Origin of the sequence: Pseudomonas sp. MWU16-30316 (assembly GCF_020515645.1) — a bacterium.
Taxonomy (GTDB): Bacteria; Pseudomonadota; Gammaproteobacteria; order Pseudomonadales; family Pseudomonadaceae; genus Aquipseudomonas; species Aquipseudomonas cerasi.
The window spans coordinates 236,801-249,675 of sequence record NZ_JAIZAZ010000005.1 but is presented as its reverse complement, the minus strand read 5'-3'; the positions used below and the strand labels follow the sequence as shown (position 1 = coordinate 249,675).

The 12,875-nt window shown below is 59.7% G+C and carries 14 protein-coding genes and 1 tRNA gene; 8 read left to right on the top strand and 7 right to left on the bottom strand.

What is annotated here, in order from left to right; genetic code table 11:
* From LCH65_RS17865 to LCH65_RS26335, 3 genes are all read left to right on the top strand, one after another.
* On the top strand, positions 1–387 hold the full coding sequence (locus LCH65_RS17865; protein WP_226439686.1) for a glyoxalase: 387 nt from the start codon (positions 1–3) through the stop codon (positions 385–387).
* A gap of 149 nt (positions 388–536) precedes the next feature.
* Positions 537–1,295, top strand: a complete 759-nt coding sequence (locus LCH65_RS17860; protein WP_060707867.1) for a lytic polysaccharide monooxygenase auxiliary activity family 9 protein — start codon at positions 537–539, stop codon at positions 1,293–1,295.
* Positions 1,296–1,558: 263 nt separating this feature from the next.
* Positions 1,559–1,747, top strand: coding sequence for a hypothetical protein (locus LCH65_RS26335; RefSeq protein ID WP_003370737.1), 189 nt, complete (start codon positions 1,559–1,561; stop codon positions 1,745–1,747).
* Positions 1,748–2,037: 290 nt separating this feature from the next.
* On the opposite strand, the gene LCH65_RS17855 is transcribed toward LCH65_RS26335, so the two are convergent.
* The 6 genes from LCH65_RS17855 to LCH65_RS17830 form a co-directional block, all read right to left on the bottom strand.
* Positions 2,038–2,123: transfer RNA gene (locus LCH65_RS17855), tRNA-Leu, on the bottom strand.
* Between the two features lie 165 nt (positions 2,124–2,288).
* Positions 2,289–3,359: a DNA topoisomerase IB gene (locus LCH65_RS17850; RefSeq protein ID WP_003435474.1), complete on the bottom strand. Its 1,071-nt coding sequence runs from the start codon at positions 3,357–3,359 to the stop codon at positions 2,289–2,291.
* Positions 3,360–3,448: 89 nt separating this feature from the next.
* Entirely contained in the window at positions 3,449–4,537 is a 1,089-nt protein-coding gene (gene modC / locus LCH65_RS17845; RefSeq protein WP_054080969.1) for a molybdenum ABC transporter ATP-binding protein, read from the bottom strand.
* Positions 4,538–4,540: 3 nt separating this feature from the next.
* On the bottom strand, positions 4,541–5,221 hold the full coding sequence (modB, locus tag LCH65_RS17840) for a molybdate ABC transporter permease subunit (RefSeq protein ID WP_003435467.1): 681 nt from the start codon (positions 5,219–5,221) through the stop codon (positions 4,541–4,543).
* Entirely contained in the window at positions 5,222–5,989 is a 768-nt protein-coding gene (gene modA / locus LCH65_RS17835; RefSeq protein ID WP_046719347.1) for a molybdate ABC transporter substrate-binding protein, read from the bottom strand. It abuts the gene before it with no gap.
* A 101-nt stretch (positions 5,990–6,090) separates the two neighbouring features.
* Entirely contained in the window at positions 6,091–7,170 is a 1,080-nt protein-coding gene (locus tag LCH65_RS17830; protein WP_058396874.1) for a nitronate monooxygenase, read from the bottom strand.
* A gap of 135 nt (positions 7,171–7,305) precedes the next feature.
* Here LCH65_RS17830 and LCH65_RS17825 point away from each other — a divergent pair, with 135 nt between their 5' ends.
* Positions 7,306–7,965: a TetR/AcrR family transcriptional regulator gene (locus tag LCH65_RS17825; RefSeq protein ID WP_044308005.1), complete on the top strand. Its 660-nt coding sequence runs from the start codon at positions 7,306–7,308 to the stop codon at positions 7,963–7,965.
* Between the two features lie 49 nt (positions 7,966–8,014).
* Entirely contained in the window at positions 8,015–8,998 is a 984-nt protein-coding gene (locus LCH65_RS17820; protein WP_074806396.1) for an MDR family oxidoreductase, read from the top strand.
* Positions 8,999–9,003: 5 nt separating this feature from the next.
* Here the strand turns inward: LCH65_RS17820 and LCH65_RS17815 are convergent, their stop codons facing one another.
* Complete coding sequence (locus LCH65_RS17815; RefSeq protein WP_226439685.1) at positions 9,004–9,468, bottom strand: antitoxin Xre/MbcA/ParS toxin-binding domain-containing protein; 465 nt, start codon at positions 9,466–9,468, stop codon at positions 9,004–9,006.
* A gap of 223 nt (positions 9,469–9,691) precedes the next feature.
* Between LCH65_RS17815 and LCH65_RS17810 the strand changes: the two genes are divergently transcribed.
* The 3 genes from LCH65_RS17810 (at position 9,692) to LCH65_RS17800 (ending at position 12,875) form a co-directional block, all read left to right on the top strand.
* Positions 9,692–10,657: a tyrosine-type recombinase/integrase gene (locus tag LCH65_RS17810; RefSeq protein ID WP_003370754.1), complete on the top strand. Its 966-nt coding sequence runs from the start codon at positions 9,692–9,694 to the stop codon at positions 10,655–10,657.
* A 333-nt stretch (positions 10,658–10,990) separates the two neighbouring features.
* Positions 10,991–11,383: a cupin domain-containing protein gene (locus LCH65_RS17805; RefSeq protein WP_003435452.1), complete on the top strand. Its 393-nt coding sequence runs from the start codon at positions 10,991–10,993 to the stop codon at positions 11,381–11,383.
* Positions 11,376–12,875, top strand: coding sequence for a methionine--tRNA ligase (locus tag LCH65_RS17800; protein WP_003435449.1), 1,500 nt, complete (start codon positions 11,376–11,378; stop codon positions 12,873–12,875). Before LCH65_RS17805 ends, LCH65_RS17800 begins: the two co-directional genes overlap by 8 nt.

Sequence of the window (12,875 nt, the reverse complement as noted above, 5' to 3'; positions counted from 1 at the left end):
ATGAACTCACTGTCTTACGTCAACGTGTTCGCGCAGGACATCGTCCGCCTCAGCACCTTCTACTCGAGCCTGTTCGGCTTTCGCGAAATCGAGGCCATCAGGTCACCCATCTTTCGCGGGCTGGACACCGGCAAGTCCTGCATTGGTTTCAACGCACTGGATGCGTACGAGCTGCTTGGCCTGGAAGCATTTGCAGGCAGCACGGGGTGCAGGTTTTTGCTGAACATCGACGTGTCCGGCCAAGCCGAGGTGGACCGACTGGTGCCGCTGGCAGTGGCGCAGGGCGCGAAACTGATCAAGGAACCGTACCTGACCTATTACAACTGGTATCAGGCCGTGCTGCTGGACCCTGAGCATAACGTCTTTCGCATAAACGTGATGCTCTGAAACGCTGCTGCCGAGTATGGAGTGGCGAGCGGGCCGGCTTGGTTAGCTTCCCGCACCCTTGGTTCAGGGTTTTACGGAAAAATCTACTCGCTGAACTGCTAGCTATTCCGTTCATGAAAGCAGGTCTTCAATTGTGCAACAGGCAAAGGATGCCTGATTCAATAATTGAGGATATGGACATGAGTACATCTGATAGCGCACAACCCAGACACGGCATGGTAACCAGTCCCGAATCCCGTGGTTCTTATGCCATATCCAAAGGGCTGTTGCTGGAGTGGGAGGTGGTCGCTATGGAAGGAGGCAAAAACTTTCCAGACGAGACATTTGGTCTTGCGCACGACTTCCCTGGCGTCGATGAGCCTATTAATCTCGATCCGCCTGCGTCAGCGCCGCCGCTTGCCAACCCGCCACCAGACGGACTCATACTGAGCGGGGGGCAAGATGATCGGCGTAAATGCTTGAACCTGACGGATGTCGGGATCATTGAGGAAATAACGCAAAAAGGTCATGGTACGGCTGAAAAGTGGCCTCGGTTGAGCGTTGCGGGTGGAGACGAGTTTGAAGTTAGATGGGCGTACCATGCCGTACATGTCACACGCGGCTACCGGTGGTTTATTACCAAAGACGGCTGGGATGAAAGCAAACCCATTAGCCGGGAGGCCTTCCAGGGAAAGAACTACGTCAGTGATAACCACTTCAAAGCGGACGGTCAAGACGGGTTGATGTGGAGCGATATCTCGCCGTTGAGTCCTTTTGATAAACACCGGGATGAGCTTCAGCCCGCAGAGATTACAAAAGCAACATTACCCAGCGATAAACACGGACATCATGTCATTCTTCTTGCTTGGATCGTCGCCGAAACCGATAAAGCATTTTATCAGGCGTTTGATGTTGATTTTGGTGAGTAAGGCTCATTCGGCCAGCAGTGTAAGCTCTGCGCCTTGATGACTCCTGGATCCGCTCTGTTTAAGATGTGGCCGCGTTCGGAGAGTGAGGCGACGGATGTGAAGGGTAGGGTGCAAGCGTCCAGCGACGTATTACCCCCGCTTATACTACAAGGCCTGCGCAGAGAAGAAATTGATGATCAGAAGGCCCGGCCTCAGCGCCGGGCTTTTTTTGCATCATGAAAAGGCTTAAAACAACCCACGTTTTTTTATGTGGAGTTTCAAGTGTGGGTCGACTTTTAGAACGATTGCTTGCCCTTGCTTTGTTTATGCCGCTGATGTTCGCAGGTGCATGGCTGGGATTCGAGATTCCTGGAATAGATCACGACACACGGACAATATTTTTCCTCGGCTGGATGATCGCGATGGCATTTGTTGTCGATCGAATCTGCACAAGTGTATTTAGGGAAAAGTAGACATTAGAGCCGGGATCTACATGACCGTGCCTGGTATCTGCTATTGCCTCGAAATCTCGCTGAATGGAACCATGGTGGCGATGAACTTTTTTGGTGTACTTGACGTACGTGGAGTGACCCCTAATCGCGGTGAGGGCGTGCAGTGCTTGAGTGCTTCAGATTTGGAGAGTGGTGTTCGTCGGCAGAGCGCCGGAAAAGGAGTTTTTTGGAGTTGCGGACCACGACTATTTTTCCGCACCAAAACAAAAAGGGCCTACCCGGCAAAATGCCCAGTAAGCCCTTCATATATGTGGTGCCCCGAGCCGGGGTCGAACCGGCACGTCCAAAGGACGAGGGATTTTAAGTCCCTTGCGTCTACCAATTTCGCCATCGGGGCGGTAGCGCCAAGAGCAGGGAATATATACACCCGGCCCCCATGAAGCAAGCTTGAAAGCGTCTCGAAGGGTGCAAGACGCTGCTTTTTTGTCTGTCAGAAATGCTTGGCAAATCATGAGGCTACGAAATTTTGTTGCAGCAAAGGCTGATGCCGTGGTCGGGCGGCTCAGGCTTTGCTGTCTTTCACCACCGCATCGTTAACCACGGCCTCGACCTTGTCAGCCAGTATTCGCAGGTAGCTTGCCAGGGCGACTTCTTCCAAGCGCAGGCCTTTGCGTTGTCGGGAGCGGGGGAGTTTGGCCAGGTTGCCAAGCAGGAAGCCCTCCAGAACCGCAGGGTGGATGTAGCATTTTCGGCAGATAGCGGGTGTATTGCCCAGTTGTTTCGAGACTGCCTTGACCATGTCGACGATGTGCCGTTTGGCGTCGGCCTCGGGCTCCCAGTGCAGTTTTTGCAGCGTTGCCAGCGCCAGCGCGCTGGCCGCCCAGGTTCGGTAGTCCTTGGCCGTGAAGTCCGAGCCGGTGAGGCTTTGCAGGTAGGCATTGATATCGGATGAGGTCACTGCGTGGCGCACGCCGTCTTCGTCCAGGTACTGGAAGAGGTTTTGTCCGGGCAGCTCCATGCAGCGCTTGATCACGTTGGCCAGACGTCGATCCTTGACGCTGACCTTGTGCTCGACGCCGCTCTTGCCGCGGAATTCGAAGAGGATCTGACCGCCTTTGACCTCGACGTGTTTATTGCGCAGGGTGGTCAGGCCGTACGAACGGTTTTCCTTGGCGTACTGGCTGTTGCCGATGCGGATCAGAGTGGCGTCCAGCAATGAAATGACCGTCGCCATGACTTTTTCCCGGCCCATGCCCGGCTGGGCGAGCTGTGCTTCGATCTGCTTGCGCACTTTGGGCAGCGCATGGCCGAACTCGATCAGCCGCGAGTATTTGTCCTGATCACGTATTTCGCGCCAGCGCGGGTGGTAGCGATACTGTTTGCGCCCGCGGGCGTCGCGGCCAGTGGCTTGCAGGTGACCCAACGGGTCGGCACAGATCCACACCTCGGTGTAGGCGGGCGGCACTGCCAGAGCGTTGATGCGCTTGATCTCCGACTCGTCCTTGATGCGCTGACCGTTAGTGTCGAAGTACGCGAATTTGCCGCGCAGTACCTTGCGTGTAAGGCCCGGTTGAGTGTCGTCTACGTAATGCAGTTCACTGGCGGGCTGGCTGATGGCAGTCGAGTCAGGCATGGCTAAGTTCCAAAGGCAGTTAAAAACACTGACCTCGGCCTTTTACGGTGGTGCCGTTTATTTGCTGCGTGGCGGTTTTTTTCGAAAGGTCAGGCCAGCACCGCGACCGCCTTGATCTGCGCCCAGAGCGACTGGCCTCTGTGCAGGTTCAGTTGGTCGCTGGAATAGCGAGTGATGCGCGCGAGCAGCGGCGTGCCGCCCGCGTCCAGTTTGACCAGGACGTGCGCCGAATTGTCGGCCAGCGCTTCCTCGATCACCGTGACCGGCAAGCGGTTGAGGATGCTGCTCTGGTAATCGGGTTGCAGGTTGAGGCTGACGTCCCGGGCCTGGACCTTGATGCGCAGCAGGGTGCCGACCTGCATCTGCACGTGGGCGACGCGCATGCTCAGTTTGCTGCCGGGCAGCGTCACGGTGAGCAGCTGGTAATGGTGATCATAGGCGCTGACCGTGCCTTCGATGACCACCCCCGCATCACTGCCCATCGCCAGAGGCAGGTCCAGCCGCGCCAGGGTTTCGTGGATCGGACCGCTGGCCAGCACGTTGCCTGCATCGAGCAGTACCAAGTGGTCCGCCAGGCGTGCGACTTCATCCTGAGCGTGGCTGACGTACAGCATGGGGATGTCCAGCTCCCGGTGCAGGCGCTCCAGGTACGGCAGAATTTCACTTTTGCGCCGGGTGTCCAGCGCCGCCAGCGGCTCATCGAGCAGCATCAGCCGCGGGCTGGTCAGCAGCGCGCGTGCGATGCCTACGCGCTGGCGCTCGCCACCGGACAGCTTGTCCGGGCTGCGTTCTAGCAGATGATCAATGCCGAGCAATTCGCTGGCCTGCGGCAGTTGAATGCGGCGCTGCTGGCGCGGGATACGTTTCATCCCGAACTCCAGATTGTCCCGTACCGACAGATGCGGGAACAGGCTGGCTTCCTGAAACACGTAGCCGATCGCCCGCTTGTGCGGAGCCAGGAAAATACCTTTTTCAGTGTCTTGCCAGACTTCCTCGTGAACGCGGATGAAGCCCTGATCGGATTTTTCCAGACCGGCGATGCAGCGCAGGCAGGTCGTCTTACCCGAGCCGGAAGGCCCGAACAGCGCGGTAATGCCCGAACCCGGCAGTCTCAGGTCGGTACGGACGGTGAAATCCGGGTAAGCCATTTGCAGGCGGACTTCTATCGGCGACGCCATGACTCAGCTCCATGCCGTTTTGGATTTGCCGCTGGAATACAACGCCAGCAGCACCAGAAAGGAAAAGACCAGCATCGCGCCGGCCAGCCAGTGCGCTTGCAGGTACTCCATGGATTCGACGTGATCGAAGATTTGCACTGACACCACACGGGTTTTCTCGGGAATGTTGCCGCCGATCATCAGCACCACACCGAACTCGCCGACCGTGTGCGCGAACCCGAGGATCGCCGCGGTGATAAACCCCGGCTTTGCCAGTGGCAGAATCACGTGGAAAAAAGTGTCCCAAGGGCCGGCCCGCAAGGTGGATGCGACCTCCAGAGGGCGGGTGCCGATCGCTGCAAACGCGTTCTGCAGCGGCTGCACGACGAAAGGCATCGAGTACAGAACCGAGCCAATCACCAGCCCGGCAAAGCTGAAAGTCAGCGTGCCCATCCCCAAGCTTTGGGTAAGCTGACCCACCGCACCGTTAGGCCCGAGCAGCAGCAACAGGTAAAAACCGATAACGGTTGGCGGCAGCACCAGGGGCAGGGCGACCACTGCGCCAATCGGCCCCTTCAGCCATGAATCAGTGCGCGCCAGCCACAGCGCGATGGGCGTGCCGATAATCAGCAGGATAACGGTGGTCAGCGACGCCAGTTTCAGCGTCAGCCAGATCGCCGCGATGTCGGCACTCCCCAGCGGCATTTACAGCTGGTATCCGAAGGACTTGATGATCGCGGCGGCTTTCGGGCCCTTGAGGTACTCGACCAGCGCCTTGGCAGCGGCGCTGTCCTTGCCTTTGTTAAGGATGACCGCGTCCTGCTTGATCGGGTCATGCAGGTCATCCGGTACGATCCAGGCCGAGCCGCCGGTCAACTTGCCATCCTTGTAGACCTGCGACAGGGCCACGAAACCCAGCTCGGCATTGCCGGTGGACACGAACTGGTAGGCCTGGGTAATGCTCTGACCTTCGACGATCTTGGCTTTGGTGGCTTCGGTCAGGCCCAGTTTGCTCAGCACCTGGGTTGCTGCCAGGCCGTAGGGAGCGGTTTTGGGGTTGGCGATGGACAAGTGTTGATACTGATTGGCCTTGAGCACCTGGCCCTTGCTGTCGACATAACCATCCTTGGCTGACCACAGCGCCAGCGTTCCTACCGCGTAGGTGAAACGCGACCCCTTGATGGTGTCGCCTTCCTGCTCGAGTTTTGCGGGTGTCGTGTCGTCAGCCGAGAGGAACACCTCGAACGGCGCGCCATTTTTGATCTGCGTATAGATCTGACCGGTAGCGCCAAACGCAGCGACCAGCTTGTGGCCGGTGTCCTTCTCGAAGTCAGTGGCTATCGCCTGGATCGGCGCGGTGAAATTGGCCGCCACGGCGACCTGCACTTCGTCGGCAGACGCATGGGCTGCAGCAGAGGCGGCCAAGGCCAGCACGGAGAACTTGAGAATGGCGCGCAGCGTGGTCGTTCGCATGAAACAGCTCCTTGATGATGAAAACGCACGCCATCGAGATAAGGGCGTTTCGCTATATAGATAAATATATAGCGTCAGCCTATTGTTCTGAAAGCACTGTTTTATTGCGGAGACAGAATTTTCAGCGCGTTTTCAGCCAGTTGCCGCGTCAGTTCGGTGGCCCCCAGCTGATGTTTGATACCGACTGCCTGGCCTGCCCAGAGGTTCACAAAGTCACTGCTGCCCAGTTTTTCCGCCTGCGCGCGCAGCGGCATCAAGGCACCGCCCGCCAACGGAAATGCCGGGGCTAGCGGGCTGATGGGGCCTGCCTCGCGCATGATCCGGTTGACGATGCCTCGCGCCGGGCGCCCGGTGAAGAGGTTGGTCAGAGCGGTCTGGCTGCCCGAGGCATCGTATAGCGCCTGGCGGTGCAGGGCGCTGACGCTGGCTTCCGGGCAGAATAGATACGCGGTTCCGACCTGTACCGCCGAAGCGCCCAGGACAAATGCTGCTGCGACCCCGCGACCGTCTGCAATGCCACCTGCCGCGATGACCGGGATACTTGTCGCGTCAGCGATTTGCGGCACCAGCGCAAAGGTGCCGACCTGTGTGTGCAGTTGATCGCTGAGAAACAGCCCCCGATGGCCGCCTGCTTCATAGCCCATGGCAATGACCGCATCGCAGCCGTGTCGCTCCAGCCAGACCGCTTCCTCGACTGTGGTGGCTGACGAGATGATCTTCGCACCGGTGGCCCGGACCCGATCCAGTAACGATGGCTGCGGAAGGCCGAAATGGAAACTCACCACTTCCGGCCTCAATCGTTCGATCAGCGTGCAACTGTCACTGTCGAAAGGCGCGCGGTTGGAGACAGGTGTTGGCGCATCGAAATCGGCACCCAGTTCCTCGTAATACGGCTTGAGCGACTGCTTCCAGCGTTCAGCACGCTCGGCATCGTCGGCCGGAGGCTGATGGCAGAAGAAATTCAGGTTCAGCGGGGCGTTGCCGGTCTGCTGTCTGAAAGTCGCGACTTCCTGATCGATTTTCTCAGGGGTGAACATGGCGCAGGGCAATGCCCCCAAGCCGCCAGCCTGAGCCACAGCAATGGCCATCTGCGATCCGCTGGCGCCCGCCATGGGGGCTTGCAACAGGGGCAGTTCGATGGCGAACAGGTCAATGATGCGGCTATCTGGCCATTGGCTCATGGGATTCTCCGGCAGGCATTCGGCAAACGCTCATTGAGCGCGAGAATGGTGTGAATGGCAAACGCAACGGCGAGCGTCGACAAGCCGGCAGGGCCATTCGGTTGACATAAAAAACGATCGGTCTACTATTCAGGCATGACTCAGCCAACTATCCCACTACCCACTCCCTCACTCGCCAGGCCCCGGCGTCCCGGCCGGCCGCCGAAGGTTGATCGCGATAACCTCGAGACCCGCGAGGCGCTGTTGCGCCGCGGTCTGGAAGTGCTCACCGAACAGAGCTTTTCGGCCACGGGGCTGGATTACATCCTCAAGGAAGTCGGCATTCCCAAAGGCTCCTTCTATCACTATTTCCCCAGTAAGGAAGCCTTCGGCCGGGCGGTGCTGGATGAGTACGCGCGCTATTTCGCACAGCGGCTGGACCGCTGGCTGCTGGATGAGGCGCTTTCGCCACTGGAACGACTGGTCGGCTTTGTGCAGAGCGCCAAGGGCGGTATGGCGCGACACGACTACCGACGCGGTTGCATGGTCGGCAATCTGGGCCAGGAAATCAGTCTCTTGCCGGACGGATTTCGAGAGGTACTGGAACAGACGCTGCTGGACTGGCAGTCAAAGCTGGCGGGCTGTCTGAGGTCTGCGCAATCAATGGGCGAATTGGCTGCAGACGCTGATTGCGATGAGCTGGCCGCGTTTTTCTGGATCGGCTGGGAAGGCGCAGTGCTGCGCGCCCGGCTGGTCAAAAGCGCTACACCATTGAACACGTTCATCGCCGGCTACCTTCGTGGTTTGCCGCAATGATTTCTCTTCAGGGCTATTTAAAGACGACCAGTCTAAATTGGAGGCGCATATGTTCAAGGGCATCTTGATCGACAAGGATGAGGCGGGCTACCACGTCAATCTGACCGACATCGACGAAGCGCGGCTGCCCACGGGCGACGTGACGATCGACGTGTCGCACAGCACGCTCAATTACAAGGACGCGCTGGCGATCACGGGTCAGAGCCCGATCGTGCGCAGCTTTCCGATGGTGCCGGGTATTGACCTGGCCGGTACGGTCGAAGCCAGCGACACCCCTGAATTCAAGGCCGGGGACAAGGTTCTGCTCAATGGCTGGGGTGTCGGTGAAGGGCATTGGGGCGGCCTGGCGCAGAAGGCCCGACTCAAGAGCGAATGGCTCATTCCTCTGCCGCAGGCCTTCACGCCGGCGCAGGCGATGGCCATCGGCACGGCGGGCTACACCGCGATGCTCAGTGTCCTGGCACTGGAAAAGCACGGCTTGACCCCGGACCACGGTGATGTGCTGGTCACCGGCGCCAATGGTGGGGTCGGCAGCTTTGCCATCGCCATCCTCGCCAGGCTCGGCTATCGGGTCATTGCCTCCACAGGGCGGGCTTCGGAAAGCGAGTACCTGCAGCAACTCGGCGCGGCACAGATCATTGACCGGCAAACCCTCTCGCAGCCTGGGCGACCGCTAGCCAAGGAGCAATGGGCGGCGGCAGTCGACTCTGTCGGCAGCCATACACTGGCCAATGTGTGCGCCGGTATTCGTTATCGCGGCGTGGTGGCGGCCTGTGGTCTGGCGCAGGGCATGGAGTTTCCGGGTTCGGTTGCGCCGTTCATTCTGCGCGGTGTCACGCTGGCGGGTATCGACAGCGTGACCCGCCCGCGCGCGGACCGGCTGGAAGCCTGGTCGAGGCTGGCGAGCGACCTGGACATGTCGTTGCTGCCGCTGATCAGCCGTGAAGTCGGCCTGAGCGAGGTGATCGACCTCGCGCCGCAATTGATTGCAGGGCAGGTTCGTGGCCGGATCGTGGTGGATACTGCACGCTGAGTGAATCACGGCGCGTCGGCACTGGCACACTCGAGTGCGACCAGTGCGCGATGCACTTGCGTCGTGCCGAGCCCGGTTTCGCATAATTGCAACGGCGTGCGACCGCCGAGTGACGTGTTGCGCGTAACCAGCCATTGGCCGGCACGCTCGGGCGTTGCAAACACCTGCAGAGCGTGGCTGGCAATCATCGCCACACGGTCCAGGCGTTCGGAGGCCACCAGGTCCAGTGACTGCTGTTGGCGCTGGCGCCGTTCGAGGGTTGAAATCGATGCGTTGAACAGCGCTTCCATTTGCCGGGGACCAAGGGCCAGCGCGTCCCGGACTGCACGGATCCAGCGCGGCGCAAAGCCCGCCTGAATGTTCGTCAGGCGTTCGGCTTCGCTGCGCTGACTGAGCTGGTAAGTCAGCAACCAGAAACTGGCCGCCGCTTCACGACGACCACTTGTTTTGCTGGTATAGGACGGAATCAAGGTACGCGCCGACCTTCGGTGGCGGAAAGGACGGCCAAGGCTATCTCAGGCGACGCGTCGTTCAAGCGGCAGGATGTTACCGGGCGTTGCTTGACCGGGAAGGCGGTGCGCTGCAGCGCAGGTGTAGCGCCAGAGCCCCCGTGCTAAAGTCGGTCGCCTGAATACGAATGAAAAGCGCCGTGGCTGTTGGCACGCGCTTGCACCAGAAAAGGCGTCGCTCCCTATGCCGCACGACCCTCACACCGACCAGGACGCACGTATTGTCAGCCAGCCTTCGCTGCCCGACGTCAACAAGCCGCTGCGCCTCTACCTCGACCGCCTGGCACCTTCAAGCCGCCTGACCATGACCTACGTTCTGCAGGATGCGGCAGACCGGCTGGGCATGGCTGACGTCGATATTCATGATATTCCCTGGCACACCCTGCAACCTGGCCACGTTACCGCGCTGGTCGCAACGCTGCGTCAGGATGACTATGCGCCCAATACCACCTCGCTGTATGTGAACGCTATTCGCGGGGTGATGAACGAAGCCTGGCGGCACGACCTGATCAGCCACGATCAGTTATTGAAAATCCGCTCGATCAAACCGGTCAGCGGCACGCGATTGGTCAAGGGCCGCAACATCCGTCGCACGCTGATTCGCGAGCTGATGGAAGCCTGTGCTGCCGACCCCAGGCCACAAGGGCGTCGCGATGCCGCGATCATTGCCATCCTGTATGGCTCGGGGATGCGCAAGTCCGAGTCGGTCAACCTCGACCTTTCCCAGATCGATTTCGCCGAGCGCAGCCTGCGGGTGCTGGGCAAAGGCAACAAGCAACTGATCAAGTACGCCCCCGAATGGGCCTTCAAGGCGCTGAACGACTGGCTGGCGTTGCGCCGGTCGTGCCTCCCGCCGGGGCAGGGCGATGACCCGTTCCTGTTCAACCGGATCCGCCGTGGCAGCCATATCACCCGCGACAGAATCACCAAACATGCCATTTACTTCATCGCCAAGCAGCGTGGGCGGCAAGTGGGCGTGAACATCATGCCCCACGATTTTCGACGCTCGTTCATCACCCGGGTGATCGAAGAGTTCGATCTGTCGATTGCCCAGAAGCTCGCGCACCACACGCACATCTCGACCACCGCCAGTTACGACATGCGCAGTGACAACGAGCGGCGCAACGTTGTGGACGGGTTCGACCTTTGAGCAAAAAAAAGCCACCTCGCGTAAACGGGGTGGCTTAAAAGATCTAACCAAAGGAGTGATGAAGCAGAGCAGAGATTCACCGGCATCGCGACGCGGATTCGCGGGGCCGGGAGAAATGTTCGTTCATCGCCGGCAACGTTAACACCGCCGCTCCCGATTCAGTTATCAGCGTTATCGATAGCCGTCATTGTCAAAAAAAATAGGACGGTGGGCCTGCCTGCGGATCGCCATCCAAAAAGTGGATAGTTCGACCCTGAGGTATCCGGCAATCGGATAGCCAACAATTGGCAACAATTTCATGCTTTGCCGCACTTGAAACGTACGGGACTGAGCATGGAAAAGTTCGATATACACCGTAAAACCCGATTCGACTCGTTGGTACAGGAGTACGGTCTGGATGGCAGCCGCCTGCTGCCGTGGGAAGGCTATCCGATGCCGTTTGCTGGCGGCTGGTGCGTGGTCCGTCCGGGCACCCGCAGCGAAGCACACACACAGATCGATCAGGAAATCTTCATCGCCATCAAGGGCAGTGCGCGTCTGGTTGTCGGTGACAGGGAGATGGATTTCAGCGTCGGCGATATCGCCGCCATTCCGAAACACACCAACCATTACGTCATCAACGATTCCGCCGAGGACTTCCACTTTTATGTGGTCTGGTGGGACATGAACTACGTCAACGCATTCGTGGCGCAGCACAGCGAGACCACGGGGTGCCTCGATGAGTAAGTTCATCGTCACCATCACGCCACCGACACCCAACGGCGATTTGCACATAGGCCATATCGCCGGACCGTTTCTGGCCGCTGATGTGTTTACCCGGGTGCAGCGTCAGCGCGGTCACGAGTGTGTGCTGGTGTCCTACTCCGACGACTACCAGTCCTACATGCTGCGCAAAGGACTGGAGCAGGGCGTCGACCCGGTCGAGCTGGCCAGGCGCAATTCCGACCGTATCGAAGCTTCTCTGGCGGCCATCAACATACAGCCCGACAACTGGATGCGCCCGCACGACAATGCGTGGTTTGCCGAAGCGGTGGGTGAGGTGTTCAGTGCGTTGCGTGATGTCGGCGCAATCGAATGTCGGGATTCCAGCGAGCCGTATTGCCCTGATTGCGACGTCTGGGGCTACGAGGCCTTTGCCCGGGGCAACTGCAATTACTGCGGTGCCGAGTCCGACGCCAGTCAGTGCGAGAACTGTGCTCAGGCCCCTGACGCCGAGCTGATGACGGACTTGCGCTGCAAGCTCTGCGGTCAGCCCTCGCAATGGAAAACCGTCCATCGCGCGTTTCTGAAACTGGCCGGGTTCAAGCCGCAGTTGCGTGACCGTCTGCTGGGCCAGTCATGGCGCAAGCCGCTCGACAGCTGGTTGCGCGACAGCCTGGAGCACTTGCATGACTGGGGCGTCACGCGTCCAGGCGACGGCGGGCTCGACCTGCAGGCCGACGGCTCGTGCCGGGTGCACACCTGGTTCATGGGGCTGGCAGGCTATATGGCGGCATTTCGGGAGTACGCCGACCGCGTCGGGCGTCCGGAGCTGTTTCGTCAGTACTGGCAGTCGGGGCAGGGCACGCTGGTGCACTTTCTCGGCTTTGACTGTGTGTTCAGCCACGCCATCGTCTACCCGGCACAACTGTCGGCGCTGCGCGACATCAAGGTCCGCCAGCGCTTCATGCCCAATCAGTTTCTCAAGCTGGACGGCCTGAACCTGTCGACCAGTCGCAACCACGCGATCTGGGTCGGTGACCTGGCCCGTGAAGCCTGCGCCGACAGTGCGCGCCTGTATCTGGCGAGTATCGCGCCGGAAGAAAGCGAAGGTGATTTCCGCCTGGCGCAGTTCCTCGCATGGCGGACAGAGGTGTTCAGCGAGTTTTTCCCGGCCTTGCTGGACGCTGGAAGTAATCGTGACGACCACTGGTGGAGCGGCCTCTGCGGGGCCGACGCCGGACTCCTGGAAGCGCTGCGCTTGCAATGGAGCAAAGCCTCGGAGCCTGCGCAGTTTTCGATGAAACGCATGGCCCAGGTGCTGCTGGACGTAATCGCCATTACTCGCGCGCGTTTGGCCGAAGGTCGTCCGGTCAGCCATCTGGCGGCATTCATCGCGGTGCTTGGCAAGGCGCTGATTCCGGACATGTCAGCGCAGATCATCAGCGCGTTCGGACTGCCCGAGGCCCGCGTCCACGCCACGCTGATGAACGGCCCGGCCGCTGAATACTCCATCTGA

Coding starts and splice junctions, on each gene's coding strand:
- modB (WP_003435467.1), bottom strand. CDS start 5,221: ATGCCGCTGGGGAGTGCCGACATCGCGGCGATCTGGCTGACGCTGAAA.
- LCH65_RS17805 (WP_003435452.1), top strand. CDS start 10,991: ATGGAAAAGTTCGATATACACCGTAAAACCCGATTCGACTCGTTGGTA.
- LCH65_RS17860 (WP_060707867.1), top strand. CDS start 537: ATGCCTGATTCAATAATTGAGGATATGGACATGAGTACATCTGATAGC.
- LCH65_RS17850 (WP_003435474.1), bottom strand. CDS start 3,359: ATGCCTGACTCGACTGCCATCAGCCAGCCCGCCAGTGAACTGCATTAC.
- LCH65_RS17825 (WP_044308005.1), top strand. CDS start 7,306: ATGACTCAGCCAACTATCCCACTACCCACTCCCTCACTCGCCAGGCCC.
- modA (WP_046719347.1), bottom strand. CDS start 5,989: ATGCGAACGACCACGCTGCGCGCCATTCTCAAGTTCTCCGTGCTGGCC.
- LCH65_RS17820 (WP_074806396.1), top strand. CDS start 8,015: ATGTTCAAGGGCATCTTGATCGACAAGGATGAGGCGGGCTACCACGTC.
- LCH65_RS17810 (WP_003370754.1), top strand. CDS start 9,692: ATGCCGCACGACCCTCACACCGACCAGGACGCACGTATTGTCAGCCAG.
- modC (WP_054080969.1), bottom strand. CDS start 4,537: ATGGCGTCGCCGATAGAAGTCCGCCTGCAAATGGCTTACCCGGATTTC.
- LCH65_RS17865 (WP_226439686.1), top strand. CDS start 1: ATGAACTCACTGTCTTACGTCAACGTGTTCGCGCAGGACATCGTCCGC.
- LCH65_RS17800 (WP_003435449.1), top strand. CDS start 11,376: ATGAGTAAGTTCATCGTCACCATCACGCCACCGACACCCAACGGCGAT.
- LCH65_RS17830 (WP_058396874.1), bottom strand. CDS start 7,170: ATGAGCCAATGGCCAGATAGCCGCATCATTGACCTGTTCGCCATCGAA.